The sequence below is a fragment of the Agrobacterium sp. MCAB5 genome (assembly GCF_052114365.1).
GTDB classification, from domain to species: Bacteria; Pseudomonadota; Alphaproteobacteria; order Rhizobiales; family Rhizobiaceae; genus Agrobacterium; species Agrobacterium tumefaciens.
The window spans coordinates 1-568 of sequence record NZ_JBFREP010000161.1 but is presented as its reverse complement, the minus strand read 5'-3'; the positions used below and the strand labels follow the sequence as shown (position 1 = coordinate 568).

The window sequence follows — 568 nt, the reverse complement described above, 5'->3', positions numbered from 1 at the left end:
GCTTTAGGGCGACCAGCGCTCATCAACTCGATTAGTCTTTTGAGTCGAGTCACCACGTCACTGGTTTCCATGAGTTGCTGCTTGAGCTCGATACTGGTCGATAGCAACGGGGCGACTGTGTCAGCCAACAGGCTCGGATCGCCGATCGAAGGCAGGCCGAAACGGGCTTTGGATCCTGGCGGAAGCGCGGAAAAATCGACATCGGCGTAGGTCTGATAGGCATCGAGAACCGCATTCGAAAGAGCGGTGGCCTCCTTCGACTGGCCGCCCTGTTCTTCAATCGGCGTAACCTCCGCCGCCAGGAACTCGCCATCGGTAAGGCGGACGATGCCTGTTCGCTGAAGACCACAGACGGTGACCTTGAGAGCTCCGTCCGCCTGAGTCTGACGATCGACCACGTTTGCTATTACGCCCACCGGATGGAGGGCCTCAAGAGTGTTGGGACGATCGTCGGCACCATGCCTCTGGGCGAGAACGACAACACGCCGATCACCGGCAAGAGCGTGTTCCACGGCTTGCCGAGTTTTGTCGCGCGCCACGAAAATCCGCGAGATCATGTGCGGAAACA

The 568-nt window shown here is 58.8% G+C and carries 1 protein-coding gene; it reads right to left on the bottom strand.

From position 1 onward, the window contains the following. Window positions 1-557: LON peptidase substrate-binding domain-containing protein (locus tag AB4Z23_RS27980; protein WP_441361239.1), on the bottom strand; the 557-nt coding region annotated here is incomplete at its 3' end. Between the last annotated feature and the right edge of the window lie 11 nt (window positions 558-568).